This window comes from Actinokineospora guangxiensis (assembly GCF_042657845.1).
Classification (GTDB): Bacteria; Actinomycetota; Actinomycetes; order Mycobacteriales; family Pseudonocardiaceae; genus Actinokineospora; species Actinokineospora guangxiensis.
Map to the genome: position 1 here is coordinate 593673 of NZ_JBHSKF010000001.1, position 16803 is coordinate 610475.

Genomic DNA, 16803 nt, shown 5'->3' on the forward strand with positions numbered 1-16803 from the left:
CTTCTCAGCCCCAGCCGAGGGCGGCGCCGGTCAGTACGGCCCAGGCCAGCATCGCCATGCCCGTCTGCTTGATGACCGGCACCAGCTCCATCCCCCGGCCCCCGTTGACCACACGCTTGACCGCCGGGGCCAGCAGGGCCCCGGCCAGCACCGCGACGAGCGCCCAGCGCTGCGAGACGGCGATCAGCAGCGTCATCGCGAACGGCAGCACCACCAAGGCTCCGTAAAGCAGGCGCGTGTTCGCCTCGCCCAGCAGCACGGCCAGCGTGCGCTTGCCCGTCTCCGCGTCGGTCGGGACGTCGCGCAGGTTGTTGGCGACCAGCACCGCCGCCGAGAACGCGCCCATCGCCACCGCGCCCGCCACCGCGGCCCAGCTCACCCGTCCGGCCTGCACGTACTGGGTGCCCAGCACGGCGACCAGGCCGAAGAACAGGAACACCGCGACCTCGCCCCACCCCGAGTAGCCGTAGGGCCGCTCGCCCCCGGTGTAGAACCAGGCCGCCGCGATGCAGGCCGCGCCCACCAGCAGCAGCCACCAGAAGCCGCTGATCGCCACCAGCACCAGCCCGGCCACCGCCGCCACGCCGAAGCAGGCGAACGCCGCCGTGCGCACCGCGCCGGCGGGCACGAGCCCGGAGCCGACCAGCCGCAGCGGGCCGACGCGGTCGGCGTCGGTGCCGCGCACACCGTCGGAGTAGTCGTTGGCGTAGTTCACGCCGACCTGCAGGGCGAGGGCGACCAGCAGGGCCAGCAGGGTGCGCGTCAGCGAGAACGCGGAGACGGCCGCGGCCGCTCCCGCGCCGACGATGACCGGGGCCACCGAGTTCGGCAGGGTGCGCACGCGCGCCCCGGTGACCCACTGCGTGAACGTCGCCATGGCACCAGTGTGGCCTGCGGCGTTCAGCTCGGGCGGCGCGGTACCGGGATGCGCACGAGCATGCCGTCGCGGGCCTCTTCCCACCGGCCGCGCCAGTCGGCGGCCTGGGCCCCGCAGCCGCGCACGAACGCCGCGACCGTGGCCCACGCGGGCAGGTGCTCCCCGCCGACGGCGTCGCTCAGCGCGTCGACCGATGCCCCCGTCCGCCGCGCCATCGCGGTGAAGTCGGGTGTCCCGCACCGGCGGCGCAGGGCCCGCAGGTCCGCCGCGAACACCTGCACGGGACCTGCCTTGACCGGTCGCACATCCACCTCCGTGTCGACGTTCCTCCCGTCAGGTCTGTCGCGGGCCGTGACCAACTCGTCACATGCCTGCCGGAAGTTACGCCGATCGGGCTAACCGAGGGGATGCTCGACCCACACGTTGGGCTCGATGTACACCGCGTGGTCGTGGGTGGTGTCGCACAGCACGGGCGCCAGCGCGCCGGGCACGGTCACCGGCCCGTCGGTGTCGAAGGGCAGGCCGGTCCACGCCCGCCACTCGGCGAGGGTGCCGGGGATCGTCATCGACTTCGGAGCGACCCGCGCGATCCGCCCGCCCGCGCGCACGTGCACCCGCAGCCACGGGTCGACGGGCAGACCGTCGTCGCGGGTGCGGAAGGCGTAGTCCGACATCGGCACGTCGGGAAAGGCGTCCTTGCCGCTGGGGCGCACGGGCGCGAGCAGCGTGTCGAAGCCGAGCTTGCGCGCGTTGTCGCGCATCGCGCCCAGCATGACCTTCGCCAGGCCGCTGCCGCGCAGATCGGTCTGGATGCAGACCTCCAGCGCCGAGACCCGGTTGGGCGCGCGGCCGGTGATCCGGTCCAGCGCGGAGCGGCGGATGACCTCGTCCCAGCCGTCGTCGGGCAGCTCCTCGCCGTCCTCGGCGTGGAACGGCACGGTGTAGGCCTTCGCCGCGGCCCGGTCGGGGCGGGCGGGGTCGTAGGCGATGATCACGTGCTCGGCGTAGAGGGTCTTGGTCAGGTCGTAGTACAGGCCGCCGGTCAGGTCGTAGTACATGAATTCCGGCCAGCCGCCGGGGAAGCCCGCGGTCAGCGGGGCCAGGTCGGGCCGTTCGGCCGCGGTCGTCAGCACGAGGTCCACAACGAGCCGATGGTAGGCGGCGCCCCGCGCGGGCACACCCGGATTGAGGTCGCGCCCGGCTAGCCCGCCAGCGCCGCCGCAGCCGCCCGGTCCACCTTGCCCGGCGCCTTCTCCGGCAGCGCGTCCACCGTCACCACCCGCCGCGGCACCGCGGCGGCCCCCAGCGCCGCGCGCACCGCGGCCAGCGCGTCCTGCGACAGCGCGCCGACGACCAGCGCGGCGACCCGCTGGCCCCACTCCGGGTCGGGCACGCCGACGACGCAGACCGCCCGCACGCCCGGCTGGGCGAGCAGCACCGCCTCCACCGCCGCGGGCGCGACCTTCTCGCCGCCGGTGTTGATCAGGTCGTCGGCGCGGCCGAGCACCTGCAGCCGCCCGTCGACCAGCTCGCCGAGGTCGGAGGTGGTGAACCAGCCGCCGAACGGGGCCGAGCCCGCGTAGCCGTGGGCGACGGTCGGGCCGCCGAGCCGGACCAGGCCCGCGGCGGTGATCTCGACGGAGACGCCGTCGAGGGGGAGGCCGTCGTAGACGCAGCCGCCCGCGGTCTCGGTCATCCCGTAGGTCCGCACCACGCGGACCCCGGCCTCGCGCGCGGCGGCCAGCACCGGCGGGGCGAGCGCGGCGCCGCCGATCAGCACCGCGTCGAAGGAGCGCAAGGCGGCCAGGGCGTCGCCGCCCCACTCCAGGACGCGGGTCAGCTGCGTCGGCACCAGCGCGGTGTAGCGGGGGCCGTCGGCGGCCAACACGTCGGCTGCGGCCTCGGTGAACGACTTGCCGCGGAAGGGTCCCGCCAGTTCAGCGGGGGTCGTGCCCGCGACGAGCGAGCGCACCAGGACCTGGATGCCCGCGATGTGGGTCGTCGGCAGGGCCAGCAGCCAGGTGCCCGGTCCGCCGAGGCGGGCGTGCGTGGCCGCCGCCGAGGCCAGCAGCGCCGACCCCGGCAGCAGCACCGACTTCGGCTCGCCGGTCGAGCCGGAAGTGGGCACGGCCAGCGCGGGCCCCCCGTCCAGGGCGGCCCGCAGCCTGCCGCGCAGGAGATCCATCAGTAGTAGTGCGGGTAGGGCGACCAGTCGGGGTCGCGCTTCTCCAGGAACGCGTCGCGGCCCTCGACGGCCTCGTCGGTCATGTAGGCCAGCCGCGTCGTCTCACCGGCGAACATCTGCTGCCCGACCAGGCCGTCATCGATGAGGTTGAAGGCGTACTTGAGCATGCGGCGCGCGGTCGGCGACTTGCCGTTGATCTCCCGCGCCCACTCCAGCGCCTCGGCCTCCAGCTCCGCGTGCGGCACCGCGCGGTTGACCGCGCCCATGCGCACCATCTCCTCGGCGGTGTAGGCGCGGCCGAGGAAGAACACCTCGCGGGCGAACTTCTGGCCCATCTGCCGGGCCAGGTAGGCCGAGCCGTAGCCGGCGTCGAAGCTGCCGACGTCGGCGTCGGTCTGCTTGAACCTGGCGTGCTCGGCGCTGGCCAGGGTCAGGTCGCAGGTCACGTGCAGGCTGTGCCCGCCGCCGGCGGCCCAGCCGGGCACCACGGCGATGACGACCTTCGGCATGAACCGGATCAGCCGCTGGCACTCCAGGATGTGCAGCCTGCCCGCGCGCGCCGGGTCGACCGTCTCGGCGGTCTCGCCCGCGGCGTACTGGTAGCCCGTGCGGCCGCGGATGCGCTGGTCGCCGCCGGAGCAGAAGGCCCAGCCGCCGTCGCGCGGGGACGGGCCGTTGCCGGTGAGCAGCACCACGCCGACGTCGGCGCTCATCCGCGCGTGGTCCAGGGCGCGGTACAGCTCGTCCACCGTGTGCGGGCGGAAGGCGTTGCGCACCTCGGGCCGGTCGAACGCGATGCGCACGGCACCGGTGTCGACGGCCCGGTGGTAGGTGATGTCGGTGAAGTCGAAGCCCTCGATCTCGCGCCACCGCGCCGGGTCGAACAGCTCGGATACCTGGGTCTCAGCCACGGGTGCAGCATGCCGGCGCGGTCCCGGGACTTCAGTCCCGGGACCGTCCCGGGACGGCGGCCCCCGGACGCGTCGTGGCAGGCTGACCGCGTGAACCCGTCCACCGCGATGGCGACAGTGATAGTCGACGAGCTGATCCGCAACGACGTGCGCCACGTCGTGCTGTGCCCTGGTTCGCGCAACGCGCCCCTGTCCTTCGCCCTCTACGAGGCGCGCGAGCGGCTGCGCCTGCACGTGCGCGTGGACGAGCGCGCCGCCGGGTTCCTCGCCCTCGGCCTCGCCCGCGCCACCGGCCGCCCGGCGGCGGTGGTGTGCACCTCGGGCACCGCGGTGGCCAACCTGCACCCGGCGGTCCTGGAGGCCCACCACTCCGGCGTCGGGCTGCTGCTGATCACCGCCGACCGGCCGCCGGAGCTGCACGGCACGGGCGCGAACCAGACCATCGACCAGCGCGGGGTGTTCGGCAGCGCGGCGGTCGCCGTCGACTTCCCGGTCGCCGAGCACCGCGCCGGGCTCAACCCGGTGTGGCGCGGCCTGGTCTGCCGGGGCGTGGCGCGCGCGGAGACCGGCAGGCCGGTGCAGCTGGACGTCCCGTTCCGCGAGCCCCTGGTCCCGACTTTCGGCGACGACTGGCCCGACGCCCTCGACGGCCGCCCCGGCGGGGCCCGCTGGACGACCTGGTCGGCCCAGCGCACCCCGCCCGGCAACCGCGTCGACTTCGACCTGCCCGCCCGCGCCCTGATGGTCGTCGGCAGCGGCGACCCGGTGCGGGCGCGCGCGGCGGCGGCCGTGGCGGCGAAGGCGGGCTGGCCGGTGATCGCCGAGCCGGTCGGGTCGGCGGCGGCGGTCTCCGGCGGCGCCCGGGTGCTGCGCGGCGGCCCGCTGCTGCTGGCCGCGCCGCTGCCCTCGGCGCTGCGTCCGGAGGCGGTCGTGGTGGTCGGCAGGCCGACGCTCTCGCGCGGGGTGCGCGGCCTGATGGACAGCGCGCCGGTCATCGGCATCGGCGACCACCCGCAGTGGACGGACCCGCAGTACGTCGCCGAGCACGTCCGCAGCTGGCTGGACGACGACGACCTGCCGCACATCGCCCCCGCGGACCCGGCGTGGCTCGCCGCGTGGGTCGAGGCCGAGACCGCCGCGGCGACCGCGGTGGACAAGCTGCTGGGCGAGCAGCCCTGGCCCACCGGCCCCCAGGTCGCCCGCACCGTGGTCGAGGCCCTGCCCTCGGGCGCGACCCTGTTCCTCGGCTCCTCCACCCCGATCCGCGACGTCGACCTGGTGGCCGATCACCGCGCCGACGTCGAGGTGCACGCCAACCGCGGCGTCGCGGGCATCGACGGCAACCTCTCGACCGCCATCGGCGTCGCCATCGGCACCGGCCGCCCCGGCTACGCCCTCATGGGCGACCTGACCTTCCTGCACGACACCAACGGCCTGCTCATCGGCCCCGGCGACGACCGCCCGGACCTGGCGGTCGTGGTGGTCAACGACGACGGCGGCGGCATCTTCAGCCTCCTGGAGCAAGGCGCGGCCGAGCACAAGGCCTCCTTCGAGCGCGTCTTCGGCACCCCCCACGGCGTCGACATCCGCTCCCTCTGCACCGCCCACGGCGTACCCCACACCGCCCCGCGCACGCCCGCGGAGCTGCTGGCGGCCCTGGAGCCCGCGCCCGGCCTGCGCGTCATCGAGATCCACACCGACCGCGCCACCCTGCGCGACCTCCACGCCCGCCTGCGCGCCGCCGCCGCCGAAGCCCGCTGATGCCCGCCCGCCAGGTGCGCTGATGTCCGCCCGCGGCGAGGCCACCCGCACCCGCCTGCTGACCGCCGCCCTCGACCTGATCCCCGAGGTCGGCTGGGGCGCGGTGTCGACCCGCGCGGTCGCCGAGCGGGCGGGGCTGAACCCCGCCCTGGTCCACTACCACTTCCCGACCGTCGCCGACCTGCTCACCACGGCCGCCCTGGACTTCTGCCGCTCCTTCGGCTCGTCCTGGCTGGACCACCTCGACGGCGCCGACCTCCCTGCCGACCTCCCTGCCGACCTCCCCGCCGACCTCCCCGCGGGCCTCACCCGCCTGATCACCCAGCTCGACGCCCACCCCGCCGACGCCCCCGCCTCCCGCCTGATGTCGGAGATCGTCCTGGCCGCCCCCCGCCACCCGGCCCTGCGGACGGGCCTGGCGGCGGTGGTCGCCGACCTGCGCGCCCGGCTCGCGGACTGGCTGCGCGCGGGGGGAGCGGCGGACCCCGAGGCGACAGCGGCACTGGCCCTGGCCGCCATCGAGGGAATCGCCCTGCACCGAGCGATCGGTGCGGCCCTGGACACCACCACCTACGCCGAGGCTCTGATCCGCACGGTGTGAGGGGCGGGCCTGCCCGAACATCCGGCCCCCGCCGCCAGGTCATGCCGCACGGACCACCCGCCACCACGCCCGATGCGCGGGTGTGGACAAGTCCGGCACCCCCGCCGGAGCCCTCGACTAGGCTCGTCCCGTGCCGGTGCTCGACGCCAGGGCGCGGTTGCGCCAGACAGTTGCCCGGGTCGGGGTCGTGGTGGGTGGGTTGCTCACGGTGTTCGGGCTGCTGCTCATCGTCGCCGCCTTCGTGGAGGACGGGGCGATCGAGGGCAACACCGGGCGGGCCGAGGCGGATGTGGTGGCGGTGGACTTCCACCGGACGCTGGTGCGGTTCACCACGCCCGACGGGGCCGAGCACGTGCCGTCGGTGGGGGTGCTCTACCCGCAGCACCTTGAGGTCGGGCAGGTCGTGCGGGTGGAGTACGACACCAGGAACCCGGATCTGGTCAGGGTCGCGGGGCGGGGGGCGGCGTTGATGTTCATGCCGGTGTTCAGCGTCCTGGGGGTGACGTGGGTGGTCGTCGGGGGGCTGCTGTGGTGGTTGAGCAGGCAGGGGCCGCTGCACCTGCGGCCGCCGCACCGGGTCAAGCGGGTGTGACGGACGATCGCAGAATCTGCGAAAAGGTGTAACATCCGTAGCTGTGGAGTTGGAGCGTGAGTTCGAGCGCGTCGTCGCCGCCGACCATCGGGTCGAGCCGCGCGACTGGATGCCCGACGGATACCGCAAGACGCTGATCCGCCAGATCGCCCAGCACGCGCACTCCGAGATCATCGGGATGCAGCCGGAGGGCAACTGGATCTCCCGGGCGCCCTCGCTGCGGCGCAAGGCGATCCTGCTGGCCAAGGTGCAGGACGAGGCCGGGCACGGGCTCTACCTGTACGCCGCCGCCGAGACGCTCGGGGCCGACCGCGAGGACCTGACGACCAAGCTGATCACCGGCCGCCAGAAGTACTCCTCGATCTTCAACTACCCCACCCTGAGCTTCGCCGACGTCGGCGTCATCGGGTGGCTGGTCGACGGCGCCGCCATCTGCAACCAGGTGCCGCTGTGCCGCACCTCCTACGGCCCGTACGCGCGCGCCATGATCCGGGTCTGCAAGGAGGAGTCCTTCCACCAGCGGCAGGGCTACGAGCTGCTGCTCACCATGATGGCGGGCACCCGCGACCAGCGGGAGATGGTGCAGCGCGCCGTCGACCGCTTCTGGTGGCCGTCGCTGATGATGTTCGGGCCGTCGGACACCGAGTCGACCAACACCGAGCAGTCGATGAAGTGGCGGATCAAGCGCCACACCAACGACGAGCTGCGCCAGAAGTTCGTCGACATGACCGTGCCGCAGGCCGCCAAGCTCGGCGTCACGCTGCCCGACCCGGACCTGAAGTGGAACCCCGAGCGCGGCCACCACGACTTCGGCGAGATCGACTGGACCGAGTTCTGGCAGGTCGTCCACGGCGACGGCCCCTGCAACGCCCAGCGCGTCGAGCACCGGCGCAAGGCCCACGAGGACGGCGCGTGGGTGCGCGAGGCCGCGGCGGCCTACGCGGCCAAGAAAGCAGCGAAGGAGCACGTGGCGTGAGCGGCGGTCCCCGGTCCTCCTGGCCCCTCTACGAGGTGTTCGTGCGCGGCAAGCGCGGCCTCAACCACGTGCACGTCGGCTCCCTGCACGCCCCCGACGACGAGATGGCGCTGCGCAACGCGCGCGACCTCTACACCCGCCGCAACGAGGGTGTCAGCATCTGGGTCGTCCCCGCCTCGGCGATCACCGCCTCCAGCCCGGACGAGAAGGACCCGTTCTTCGAGCCCGCGGGCGACAAGGTCTACCGCCACCCGACGTTCTACGCCATCCCGGAAGACGTCCCGCACCTGTGAGCGACCACGAGAACGCCTACAGCGGCCTGATGGAGGCCGGTGAGGAGCGCCACTGGGCCTTCGGCACCGGCTTCACCGCCGCGCTGTCCGGTGTGGACAGGGCGCTGCCCGCCGATGTCGACACCGACGACCTCGCCGCCTACGCGCTCATGCTCGGCGACGACGCCCTGATCCTGTCCCAGCGACTCGCCGAGTGGACCTCGCGCGCCCCCGAGCTGGAGGAGGACGTCGCCCTGGCGAACATCGCCCTCGACCTGCTCGGCCAGGCCCGCCTGCTGCTCACCCGCGCCGCCGAGGCCGACGGCGTCGCCTGCGACGAGGACACCCTGGCCTTCGAGCGCGACGAGCACGAGTTCCGCAACACCCGCCTGGTCGAGGTCGACTGCGGCCCCGGCCCCGGCGGCGACTTCGCCGCCACGATCGCCCGGCTGCTGGTCTTCGCCACCCACCGCCTCGCCCTGCTCCAGCGCCTGGTCGGCTCGCGCGACCCGGTGCTCTCGGCGGTCGCGGCCAAGGGCGTCAAGGAGGTCGCCTACCACCGCGACCACGCCGCCCAGTGGACGCTGCGCCTGGCGGGCGGCACCGAGTACTCGCGCGAGCGGATGATCGCCGGGCTGGACCTGGTGTGGCCCTACGTCGAGGAGCTGTTCACCGCCCACCCCGTCGAGGCGCGGCTGGCCGACGCGGGCGTCGCGGTCGACCCGGCCGAGCTGCGCGCCGAGGTCGACGAGGTGCTCGACACCGTCTTCACCGCCGCCGACCTCCAGCGCCCCACCGCCGCCGCCCGCGCGGGCGGCCCCGGCCGCGACGGCATCCACACCGAGGCCATGGGCTACCTGCTCGCCGAGATGCAGCACATCCACCGCTCGATGCCAGGAGCCCTCTGGTGAGCGCCGCGGCGGTGGCGGCCTCGGTGCTCGACCCCGAGCTGCCGGTGCTGACCCTGGCCGATCTCGGCGTCCTGCGCGAGGTGCGGGAGCAGGGGGAGCGGGTCGTCGTCACGATTACCCCGACCTACTCCGGCTGCCCAGCCCTGGACGAGATGCGCGCCGACCTGACCCGGGCGCTCACCGCCGCCGGATACACCGACGTCGAGGTGCGCACCGCGCTCGCCCCCGCCTGGACCACCGACTGGATCAGCGAGGAGGGCCTGCGCAAGCTGGCCGAGCACGGCATCGCCCCGCCCGCGCGCATCGGCCCGCGCGCCGCCGGGCCGGTGCCGCTGACCCTGGAGCCGCCCGCCGCCCGGGTGGCCTGCCCGCGCTGCGGCTCGGCCAACACCCGCGAGCTGTCCCGCTTCGGCTCCACCGCCTGCAAGGCGCTGCGCTCCTGCGCGGACTGCAAGGAGCCCTTCGAGCACATCAAGGAGATCTGACGGTGCGCCGGACCTTCCACACCCTCCCGGTGGCGGCCGTCGACCGGCTCTGCGACGACGCCGTCGCCGTCACCTTCGCCGTGCCCGACGAGCTGCGCGAGCGGTTCGCGTTCACCGCGGGCCAGTACCTGACGCTGCGCCAGGACGTCGAGGGCCGCGAGGAGCGCCGCTCGTACTCGATCTGCGCGCCCGCCGGGGCCGCGCCGCGCATCGGGGTGCGCCGCGTCGACGGCGGCCTGTTCTCCGCGCACCTGGTCGACTCGCTGCGCGCGGGCGACGTGCTGGAGGTGATGGCGCCGCTGGGCTCCTTCAGCCCCGACCTGGCCACCCCCGGCCACCACGCGCTCATCGCCGCGGGCTCGGGCATCACCCCGGTCCTGTCCATCGCCGCGACCGTCCTGGCCGACCCCGACAGCCGCGTCACCCTGCTCTACGGCAACCGCCGCAGCGACACGGTGATGTTCGCCGAGGAGCTCTCCGACCTCAAGGACCGCCACCGCGACCGCTTCCAGCTGGTGCACGTGCTCTCCCGCGAGCCCGGCGACGTCGAGCTGTTCTCCGGCCGCCTGGACGCCGCGCGCCTCGCCGCGCTGCTGGACGCCGTCGTGCCCAGCCAGGACATCGACCACTGGTGGCTGTGCGGCCCGTTCGGCCTGGTCACCGACGCCTCCGGCGTCCTCGCCGAACGCGGCGTCCCCCCCGAGCGCGTCCACCGCGAACTGTTCTACGTCGACGAGCCCCCGCCCGAGCCCAAGCGCGCCGACGAACGCCGCCCCGACGGCCCCGCCGCCGAGGTCACCGTCCTGCTCGACGGCCGCGAGACCACCCTCTCGCTGCCCTACGACGAGCCGATCCTCGACGGCGCCCAGCGCGTGCGCGCGGACCTGCCGTTCGCCTGCAAAGGCGGGGTGTGCGGGACGTGCCGGGCGAAGGTCGTCGTCGGCGAGGTGGCGATGCGGCGCAACTACGCCCTGGAGCAGCACGAGGTCGACGCCGGCTTCGTCCTGACCTGCCAGGCCGTGCCGACCGCGGAGAAGGTCACCGTCGACTTCGACGCCTGAGGCGTGGGCCGTGCGGTGCTGGCGCGGATCAGCGGCGCGCGGGAGCGGGCAGGTCGGCGGGGCGGGTGGCGCGCCACCACGACAGGACCTCGTCGGCCACCCCCGGTGCGGCCACCAGCAGGCCGTCCAGGGGCATGGCCGCGTCCGCGCCGGTGTGGTCCAGGACCACCGCGCCGGACTCGGCGGCCAAGGCCAGGGCGCCCGCGACGTCCCACGAGTGGTAGCTGTGCAGCACCGCCGCCGCCGCGTGGCCCAGTGCCACCTGGGTGATCGTCAGCGCCGCCGAGCCCAGCACCCGCACGCCCGCGTGCGCCGAGGCCGCCCGTTCGATGAACGCGCCCATTCCCGGCCACGCCCCCGACCGCGCCAGCTCGGTGCACACCACCGCGCCGGTGACCTCGGCGCGGTCGCTGAGCGAGACCCGCTGCCCGTTGGCGCGCGCGCCGCGCCCGCGCGCGGCGGCGTAGATCTGCCCGCGGTAGGGGTCGGCGATCACGCCCACCACCGGGCCGGAGTCGTCCACCAGGGCGAGGCTGTAGGCGCACCAGGGCAGACCGGCGACGTAGTTCGCGGTGCCGTCGACCGGGTCCACCACCCAGTGCAGCGGCGCGCCCGCGGGGTCGCCGCCGAACTCCTCGCCGATCACCGGGATGCCCGGGAACTCGGCGGTCAGCACCCGGCGGGTGTGGCGCTCCAGGGTGCGGTCGGTGTCGGTGACCCAGTCGAACGGGTTGTCCTTGACCCCGGGGCGCGCGCCGCGGCCCGCCGTCGCGGTGATCACGTCGGTGGCGTCGTTGGCCAGCCTGCCCGCCACCTCCAGCGCGCGGGAGAGCAGGCCGGGCTCGACGGGGCGGGGGGACAAGGCGGTCATGCCTACCTAGAGTCACCACCCTCGATGGCCGCCGGTCGTCCGGCAGGTGTCCTGCGGGGGAGCACCTGGACAAGGTTGCCCGCCGCGCCGGGTGTTGGGGTGGCGTTCGCCTGCCGCTCACGCGCTCGCCCACCCGAGGGCAGCACCGGATGCGACGTTCGGCCCGTGCGCGTCGCCATAGTCACCGAGAGCTTCCTGCCGCAGGTGAACGGTGTGACCAACTCCGTGCTGCGGGTGCTGGAGCACCTGCGGCTGCGCGGCCACCAGGCCGTGGTCATCGCCCCGGGCACCGCCGGGCCCGACCGCTACCTGCACGCGCGGGTGCACCGGGTCAAGGCCGTCGACCTGCCGGGGATCACCTCGCTGCCGATCGGGCTGCCGAGCCCGCGCGTGCACGCCGAGCTGGCCGCCTTCGCCCCCGACGTGGTGCACCTGGCCTCGCCGTTCGTGCTGGGCGCCGCCGGGCTGCGCGCCGCGCGCCGCCTCGGCGTGCCGACGGTCGCGGTCTACCAGACCGACGTCGCCGGGTTCGCCGCCGCCTACGGGCTCAGCCGCGGCTCGCGGGCGGCGTGGCGCTGGATCCGGCGCCTGCACAGCGCCGCCGACCGCACCCTGGCCCCGTCGACGGCCTCGGCCGCCGACCTCGCCGCGCACGGCGTGCCCCGGGTGCACCGCTGGGCGCGCGGCGTCGACACCCACCGCTTCCACCCCGACCGCGCCGACCGCGCGCTGCGGGCGTCGCTGGCCCCCGGCGGGGAACTGCTCGTCGGGTACGTCGGCAGGCTCGCGCCGGAGAAGCAGGTGCGGCGGCTCGCCGCGCTCAGCGCCCTGCCCGGCGTCCGGGTGGTCGTCGTGGGCGAGGGCCCCGACGCCCCGGCCCTGCGCGCGGCCCTGCCCGGCGCGGCCTTCCTCGGCTTCCGCGACGGCGCGGACCTCGCCGCCGCCTACGCCAGCCTGGACGTGTTCGTCCACACCGGACCCCACGAGACGTTCTGCCAGGCCGTGCAGGAGGCGATGGCCAGCGGCCTGCCGGTGATCGCCCCGGACGCGGGCGGGCCCCGCGACCTCGTCGAGCACGGCCGCACCGGCTTCCTGCTCGACCCGGACGCCTTCGCCGCCGAGCTGCCCGCCGCCGTGCGCGCCCTGGCCGACGCCCTGCCGCGCAGGCGCATGGGCGCCGCGGGCCGCGCCGCCGTGCGCACCCGCACCTGGAGCGCGGTGTGCGACGAACTCCTGGGCCACTACTCGCAGGTCGCGGGCGCGGGGCTCGCCAAGGCCGCCTGAGGCGGGACGGTGCCCGCACCGCGCCGGGGCTGAGGTCGTACAGTTCGCGCATGGGCCGAGCTGGGCTGGACAAGAAGCGCGAGGACATCGCCGCGATGTTCGACGGCGTCGCGAAGGGCTACGACCGCACGAACTCGGTCATGACCCTGGGCTTCGACCGCCGCTGGCGGGAGCTGACCCGCCGCGCCCTGGACGCCTCGCCCGGGGAGAAGGTCCTCGACCTCGCCGCGGGGACCGCCGTCTCGACGGTGGAGTACGCGCGCTCGGGAGCCTGGTGCGTCGCCGCCGACTTCTCCCTGCAGATGCTGCGCCACGGCGCCCACCGCGACGTCCCCAAGGTCGCCGCCGACGCCTTCCACCTGCCCTTCGCCGACAACGCCTTCGACGCGGTCACCGTCTCCCTCGGCCTGCGCAACATGGACGACACCGTCGCCGCCCTGCGCGAGATGGCCAGGGTCACCCGGCCCGGCGGCAGGCTGGTGATCTGCGAGGTGTCGCAGCCCAGGATGCGCCTGTTCCGGTGGCTCTACCACAACACCATCCTGCGCGGCCTGCCGCTGGCGATCCGGCCGTTCTCCTCCAACGCGGTGGCCTACAAGTACCTCGCCGAGTCGATGCGCGACTGGCCCGGCGAGCGCGCCGTCGCCGAGACGATCGCGGAGTCGGGGTGGGCCGAGGTGGAGTGGATGAAGCTCACCCTCGGCGTCGTCGCCATCCACCGGGCCGTCAAGCCCGCTGGCAACCCCCGCTAGGCCCACTCCCACTCGACGCCGAGCACCCCGGGGATCACCTCGCCCGCCGAGATGTGCACGAGGTGGCCCGCCGACATCGGCAGCTCCTCCTCCACCGCCTGCACCGGGTCCTCGCCCTGCTGCACGAAACCCCAGCAGCGCACCGGCAGCCGTCCGCTGTGGAACCGGACGCTGGCGACGTAGGTCTCCGCCGGGTAGCGGAAAGCGCGCCGGTAGACCGTCGTCGGCAGACCGTCGGCGACGGTGACCTTGTACTCGAACAGGTGGGTCTGACCCGTGCGCAGCGCGCGGTCGAAGAGCAGCTCCGCGGCGATGACAGGAGCGTGCGGGTGCCTGCGGACCCGGCCGACGCGGCAGTTCTCCAGCGCGAGGACGTCCACAGCGGACGGATCGGTGCCCGGTTCCTCGCAGTAGACGGCGATGTGGCGGTCCGGCTCGTCGCCGACGGCGCGCACGACCTGCCGGGAGCGGATCTCGCGCACCGCGCCGCCGCCGTCGAGCACCACCGCGTCGTCGAGGTAGCGCGGGCGCAACTTGCCGTCCGACGGGCCGACGAGCATGTCCACCGTCTCGGCCAGGGCGCGCGCGGGTTCGAGCAGGTTGCCGTAGCGCTTGGTCGCCGTCGCCCGGCCCACCCACCGCCCGCGCGGGCGCGGCGGGCCGAGCAGCGCCTCCAGGGAGTGCTTGGGCAGTCCCAGGATCGCCTCGATGGCCTGCACGGCGCGCAGCGAGTCGGGGCGCTCCGGGCGGCTGCGGCCCAGGCGCCAGTAGCTCAGGCTGGCGAGGCTGACGTGGATGCCGCGCCGGGCCAGCCGCTCGCGCAGGCGGTCCAGGGTCAGGCCGCTGCGGTCGATGGCGGCGCGCAGCGCGTCGTGGAAGGGGCCCGTGCGCAGCAGGGCCTCCACGTCGTGTCCCGGTCCGGTGCTCGCCACGTGCCAGCTCCTCGTGCAGCCCCTGGTCGCCGAACTGTGCCCTCGGTGTCGTCTGTGGAACATCAGAGAGTAGGAGCGGCCGTGGCGGCGGGAAAGCCCTGTCGGCGAGGGTAACGCTTCACAGTATTGCCGTTCTGCATCACAGACGGCCGCGCTCGGGCGGCCGTGGTCTTGACCACCGCGCGGGCCCCCGGCTGTCATCAGCGGCGTCGGCGGTCCCGGAACCCGCCGTCCACCCTGCACACACAGTTCTGGAGGGCACATGTCCCGAGCAGTCCTCAAAGCCGCGCTGGCGGCCGCCGCGATCGGGCTCGCGGTGATCGTCCCCCTTCCCGGAGCCACGGCGGCGGGCGCGGCCGACCTCGCCACCTCCGTCCGCGCCGCCATGCTCGCCCAGCACGGCCCGGCGACGCTGTCGACGCCGGTCCGCGAACCCCTGGTCGAGCCGACCCGCACCGCCGGGAGCTGGGTCTTCGGCAGCACCACCATCCCGCTGTGGGCCACCGACGAGCACCAGGCCCCCACGATGGCCCTGTTCCTCGCCCACCGCTCCCGCGACGGCTGGCGCGTCGAACTCGACAGCACGCCGGGCTTCACCGCGCTGGCGGCCAAGGCGCCCGCCGCCGTGCTCAGCGAGGGGGAGAAGCGCACCTTCGCCAGCCACCAGGCGGGGGCGGCGGGCGTCTCGGCGCTGGCCGACACCGGCCTGGGCCTGCCCTGGGCGCAGGGCGTGTCCTGGTGGATGGGCGGCGGCCCGCACGGCAACAGCGGCAGCAGCAGGCCGTTCAACTCCATCGACTTCAACGGCGGCAACGGCCAGGTGCTCTCGGCCGGTCCCGGCCGCGTCTACAAGAGCTGCATCCGCGGGCGCAGCGCGCTGGTGAAGGTCGTCCACGACAACGGGTACAGCACCACCTACTACCACATGCTGAACCTGACCACCCTCGCCGACGGCAGCCGGGTCAGCACCGGCACCTACCTGGGCACCATCGGCAACGAGCTGCCCTGCGGCGGTTCCAGCAGCGGCGCGCACGTGCACTTCTCCCTGCTGCGCGGCAACACCGAGCAGAGCGTGCAGGGCATGAAGTTCGGCGGCTGGACCTTCTACGAGGGCGGCTCGGCCTACCAGGGCTACGCCGAGCGCAACGGCACCCGCGTCTACCCGGGCAACGGCCGCATCACCAACTACGGCCCCGGCAGCACCCCGCCGTCGGAGTACCCGACGGGCACGGTCGACGCGGGCTCGAACACCAGCGTCAACCTGCGCTCGGGCCCCGGCCTGAACTACGGCGTGGTGGGCACCGCCGCCGACGGCGCGACGATCTCGATCGTCTGCACCGCGCGCGGCGGCACCGTCCAGGGCAACTGGGGCGCCACCGACCTGTGGAACAAGCTGACCACGAACAACTGGATCAGCGACGGCTTCGTCGACACCGGCTCCAACGAACCGGTCGCCCCGGCCTGCTGACCCCCACCGGCAGGCGGGCGGCCCGCGTCCCTCACCGGATCGCGGGCCGCCCGTCCTGCCACCGGTCGATCCGCCGCATCAGCACCAGCGCCGCGACCGCGGCGACGGCCGTGAGCCCCGCGCTGGCCGCGGTGGCGACGAACAGGTCCCGGAACACCCGCTCCGTCTGCTCGCCCGCGATCAGGTGCAGCGCCACGAGATCCACCGCGTGCGCGGCCAGGAACGCCGCCCACCACAGCCCGACCAGCGGGCTCCCGCGCACCTCGGCCAGCCGCGCCCCGCGCTCCGGCGTCGACGGCCTGCTCGCCCGGTGCACGTCGGCCAGCACCATCTGCGGCCACCACAGGTTCGCCACCGGCACCACCCACGCCAGCACCGCCCACCTGATCCGCAGCCGGTGCCCGGCATCACACACCCGGGCCGCGTTCACCCTGGCCCGCCACAGCCACACCGCGAACGCCACCCACGACAGCGCCAGCCCGCCCAGCCACGCCCACGACAGCCAGGCGGCCCGCTGCTCGGCCACCGCGACCTGCTCGGCGGTGACCGTCGGGAACCGCGACAGGACATCGCGCACCAGGTGGTAGGAGCGCCAGGACTGCCACGCCACCAGACCCGCGACCGCGCTCGTCGCCAGGATCAGCGCCGAGGCCGCGTACCGCGCCAGCCGATTCGGCCGCACCACCGCGCGCTCCGGCTCCAACACGGCGACAGCACCCTGGACAGCACCCTGGACACCCACCGGCACGCCCATCGGCGGCGTCGGCAGATCAGTCACACCCACCACTCCCACGACCACCTCGGTGCGGGCCGACCCGGCCCGGCGGACCCCTCCGCTTGCAGGGTCGTCGCCGCCGCGTGCCC

General features: G+C 74.7%; 19 protein-coding genes. 11 read left to right on the top strand and 8 right to left on the bottom strand.

Annotation, left to right across the window (positions count from 1 at the left end; all coding sequences use genetic code 11):
* Positions 1 to 4 precede the first annotated feature (4 nt).
* The 5 genes from ACFPM7_RS02770 to ACFPM7_RS02790 all read right to left on the bottom strand — a co-directional run bounded on the left by ACFPM7_RS02770 (position 5) and on the right by ACFPM7_RS02790 (position 3973).
* Positions 5 to 877 carry a 1,4-dihydroxy-2-naphthoate polyprenyltransferase gene (locus ACFPM7_RS02770; protein WP_378243378.1) on the bottom strand — a complete coding sequence of 291 codons (873 nt, stop codon included), beginning with the start codon at positions 875 to 877 and terminating at the stop codon, positions 5 to 7.
* 23 nt (positions 878 to 900) lie between these two features.
* Positions 901 to 1182, bottom strand: a complete 282-nt coding sequence (locus ACFPM7_RS02775; protein ID WP_378243380.1) for a helix-turn-helix domain-containing protein — start codon at positions 1180 to 1182, stop codon at positions 901 to 903.
* 90 nt (positions 1183 to 1272) lie between these two features.
* On the bottom strand, positions 1273 to 2019 hold the full coding sequence (locus ACFPM7_RS02780) for an N-acetyltransferase (protein ID WP_378243382.1): 747 nt from the start codon (positions 2017 to 2019) through the stop codon (positions 1273 to 1275).
* Between the two features lie 59 nt (positions 2020 to 2078).
* A complete protein-coding gene (menE, locus tag ACFPM7_RS02785; RefSeq protein WP_378243384.1) occupies positions 2079 to 3062 on the bottom strand; it encodes an o-succinylbenzoate--CoA ligase in 984 nt (327 codons plus the stop codon).
* Positions 3062 to 3973 (bottom strand): 1,4-dihydroxy-2-naphthoyl-CoA synthase, encoded by a 912-nt coding sequence (locus ACFPM7_RS02790; protein WP_378243386.1) that lies wholly within the window; start codon positions 3971 to 3973, stop codon positions 3062 to 3064. The genes menE and ACFPM7_RS02790 overlap by 1 nt, the downstream gene beginning before the upstream one ends.
* A 90-nt stretch (positions 3974 to 4063) precedes the next feature.
* Here ACFPM7_RS02790 and menD point away from each other — a divergent pair, with 90 nt between their 5' ends.
* From menD to paaE, 8 genes are all read left to right on the top strand, one after another.
* On the top strand, positions 4064 to 5734 hold the full coding sequence (gene menD, locus ACFPM7_RS02795) for a 2-succinyl-5-enolpyruvyl-6-hydroxy-3-cyclohexene-1-carboxylic-acid synthase (RefSeq protein ID WP_378243388.1): 1671 nt from the start codon (positions 4064 to 4066) through the stop codon (positions 5732 to 5734).
* 22 nt (positions 5735 to 5756) lie between these two features.
* Positions 5757 to 6335: a TetR/AcrR family transcriptional regulator gene (locus ACFPM7_RS02800; RefSeq protein WP_378243390.1), complete on the top strand. Its 579-nt coding sequence runs from the start codon at positions 5757 to 5759 to the stop codon at positions 6333 to 6335.
* Positions 6336 to 6465: 130 nt separating this feature from the next.
* Positions 6466 to 6927, top strand: a complete 462-nt coding sequence (locus ACFPM7_RS02805) for a DUF3592 domain-containing protein (RefSeq protein ID WP_378243392.1) — start codon at positions 6466 to 6468, stop codon at positions 6925 to 6927.
* 43 nt (positions 6928 to 6970) lie between these two features.
* On the top strand, positions 6971 to 7903 hold the full coding sequence (gene paaA, locus ACFPM7_RS02810; RefSeq protein WP_378243395.1) for a 1,2-phenylacetyl-CoA epoxidase subunit PaaA: 933 nt from the start codon (positions 6971 to 6973) through the stop codon (positions 7901 to 7903).
* Complete coding sequence (gene paaB / locus ACFPM7_RS02815) at positions 7900 to 8196, top strand: 1,2-phenylacetyl-CoA epoxidase subunit PaaB (protein ID WP_378243397.1); 297 nt, start codon at positions 7900 to 7902, stop codon at positions 8194 to 8196. Before paaA ends, paaB begins: the two co-directional genes overlap by 4 nt.
* 29 nt (positions 8197 to 8225) lie before the next feature.
* Positions 8226 to 9086 carry a 1,2-phenylacetyl-CoA epoxidase subunit PaaC gene (gene paaC / locus ACFPM7_RS02820; RefSeq protein WP_378243837.1) on the top strand — a complete coding sequence of 287 codons (861 nt, stop codon included), beginning with the start codon at positions 8226 to 8228 and terminating at the stop codon, positions 9084 to 9086.
* The gene (gene paaD / locus ACFPM7_RS02825) at positions 9080 to 9571 is read left to right on the top strand and encodes a 1,2-phenylacetyl-CoA epoxidase subunit PaaD (protein ID WP_378243839.1); all 492 of its coding nucleotides are present in this window, start codon (positions 9080 to 9082) and stop codon (positions 9569 to 9571) included. The genes paaC and paaD overlap by 7 nt, the downstream gene beginning before the upstream one ends.
* Before the next feature lie 2 nt (positions 9572 to 9573).
* Entirely contained in the window at positions 9574 to 10632 is a 1059-nt protein-coding gene (gene paaE / locus ACFPM7_RS02830) for a 1,2-phenylacetyl-CoA epoxidase subunit PaaE (protein ID WP_378243399.1), read from the top strand.
* Positions 10633 to 10660: 28 nt separating this feature from the next.
* On the opposite strand, the gene ACFPM7_RS02835 is transcribed toward paaE, so the two are convergent.
* Entirely contained in the window at positions 10661 to 11503 is an 843-nt protein-coding gene (locus ACFPM7_RS02835) for an inositol monophosphatase family protein (RefSeq protein WP_378243401.1), read from the bottom strand.
* Positions 11504 to 11668: 165 nt separating this feature from the next.
* On the opposite strand from ACFPM7_RS02835, the gene ACFPM7_RS02840 reads away from it, so the two are divergent.
* Both ACFPM7_RS02840 and ACFPM7_RS02845 read left to right on the top strand, forming a co-directional pair.
* Complete coding sequence (locus ACFPM7_RS02840; RefSeq protein ID WP_378243403.1) at positions 11669 to 12787, top strand: glycosyltransferase family 4 protein; 1119 nt, start codon at positions 11669 to 11671, stop codon at positions 12785 to 12787.
* A 50-nt stretch (positions 12788 to 12837) separates the two neighbouring features.
* A complete protein-coding gene (locus tag ACFPM7_RS02845; RefSeq protein ID WP_378243405.1) occupies positions 12838 to 13539 on the top strand; it encodes a demethylmenaquinone methyltransferase in 702 nt (233 codons plus the stop codon).
* On the opposite strand, the gene ACFPM7_RS02850 is transcribed toward ACFPM7_RS02845, so the two are convergent.
* Positions 13536 to 14471: a helix-turn-helix domain-containing protein gene (locus ACFPM7_RS02850; protein WP_378243407.1), complete on the bottom strand. Its 936-nt coding sequence runs from the start codon at positions 14469 to 14471 to the stop codon at positions 13536 to 13538. The two genes, ACFPM7_RS02845 and ACFPM7_RS02850, sit on opposite strands and share 4 nt — an antisense overlap.
* Before the next feature lie 262 nt (positions 14472 to 14733).
* Here ACFPM7_RS02850 and ACFPM7_RS02855 point away from each other — a divergent pair, with 262 nt between their 5' ends.
* Entirely contained in the window at positions 14734 to 15939 is a 1206-nt protein-coding gene (locus ACFPM7_RS02855; RefSeq protein ID WP_378243409.1) for a peptidoglycan DD-metalloendopeptidase family protein, read from the top strand.
* 31 nt (positions 15940 to 15970) lie between these two features.
* Here the strand turns inward: ACFPM7_RS02855 and ACFPM7_RS02860 are convergent, their stop codons facing one another.
* Positions 15971 to 16717, bottom strand: a complete 747-nt coding sequence (locus ACFPM7_RS02860; RefSeq protein WP_378243411.1) for a DUF4328 domain-containing protein — start codon at positions 16715 to 16717, stop codon at positions 15971 to 15973.
* Positions 16718 to 16803 lie beyond the last annotated feature (86 nt).